Origin of the sequence: Streptomyces sp. URMC 126 (assembly GCF_051386555.1) — a bacterium.
Classification (GTDB): Bacteria; Actinomycetota; Actinomycetes; order Streptomycetales; family Streptomycetaceae; genus Streptomyces.
In genome coordinates, this window is record NZ_JBPQTX010000611.1 from 1 (window position 1) to 1295 (window position 1295).

The following is a 1295-nucleotide window of genomic DNA, read 5'->3' on the forward strand; positions in this document are numbered from 1 at the left end:
ATGAGGGGCCGGGAGGGGGATGGACCTTAGGGGCCCGGGGCGCCCGGCGGCGCCCGGTCGGGGATCCCCGTAAGGGTGCCCGTTTAGGGACCAACGTCCCGGCCGTGACGGGGCGGGTGGCTCTACGTACACCGAACGTGACGGTGCAGAGTAAGGCCCATGCCTTCACCGGTACCGCCGGCCGCGCCGCCGGCCACAGACGAACAGCGAGCGCTCGACCTGCTCGGACGCGCCCCCTACGGGCGCCTCTCGGTGACCCTGCGCGCGCTCCCGTTCGTCATCACCACCCGGCACATCGTCTCCGACGGGCGGGTGCTGGTGCGGCTGCACGGCGGCTACGGCTACAGCCGGGCCTGCGACGGCAGCGTCATCGCCTACAACGCCGACAACTTCGGCGGGCGCGAGGAGGGCGACGAGAACGTCTGGCACGTCCAATTCGTGGGCACCGCACGGCGGTTCACCCCCGGCCCGGCGGAGCTGCCGCGCTTCGGCCCGGCCCCGCGAGCGGCGGACAACACCCCGTTCCTCCCCGAATACCTGTGCATAGAACCGCAGTTCATCACCCTGCACCACCTCGAAGGCGTACCCGCGCGACAGGCCGCGCACTCGTCGTGAACTAACATTTGGGGCGTGCCGCGCTCACTTGTCCCCCCTGTCGCACCTCCCGACGGCGGCACCCTGCGCACCCTGCTACGCCGCTACCGGCACGCCGGCGAGCCCCTGGCCTGCGAACCGCTCACCGAGGGCCTCCTCAACCACGGGTACCGGCTCTCCACCAGCCGCGGCCACTTCTTCCTCAAGCACCACCTCGACGGCGACCGGGCCGCCATCGCCCGGCAGCACGCCGCGACACAGCGGCTCGGCGCCCTGGGCCTGCCGGTCGCCCCGCCGGTGGCGGCGGACGACGGATCGACCGTCGCCGTCCTCGGCGGCCGCTGCTACGCCCTGCACCCCTGGGTCGAGGGCAGGCACCGCGACGGCGGCGAACTCACCGCCGCCCAGTCGCGCGGCCTGGGAGCCCTGCTCGGCACCGTCCACGTCAGCCTGGAAACGGTGATGAGGGAGGTCGCCGGGCCGATGGCCGCGGGGGACGCGGCGGGGGCCGGAGCAGGGGCGAGGCCGTGGGAGGCCGGCGCGCCGTACGGCCGTACGGCCGGCGGCGGCGGGAGCCGGGCGGCGGAGGCCGGTCCGGAGCAGGCCGATGGGGCGGAACGCATGGCGGCGCGATGGGCGCGGGAGCCGGGGGCGGGTGCGCGGCAGGGGACGCTGACGGCGGTGCGGGCGGGGGCCTGGAC

Annotated in this window: 2 protein-coding genes; both read left to right on the plus strand. The window is 75.1% G+C overall.

Annotated elements, in window-relative coordinates; all coding sequences use genetic code 11:
- Positions 1–159: 159 nt before the first annotated feature.
- On the plus strand, positions 160–615 hold the full coding sequence (locus ACSNOK_RS33090; protein ID WP_436784483.1) for a pyridoxamine 5'-phosphate oxidase family protein: 456 nt from the start codon (positions 160–162) through the stop codon (positions 613–615).
- 15 nt (positions 616–630) lie between these two features.
- Positions 631–1295, plus strand: a 665-nt coding sequence (locus ACSNOK_RS33095; protein WP_436784484.1) for a phosphotransferase, incomplete at its 3' end; no start/stop codon positions are given.

Bases quoted from the DNA above. Each gene is read 5' to 3' on its own strand.
- ACSNOK_RS33090 (WP_436784483.1), top strand. From the start codon at position 160: ATGCCTTCACCGGTACCGCCGGCCGCGCCGCCGGCCACAGACGAACAG.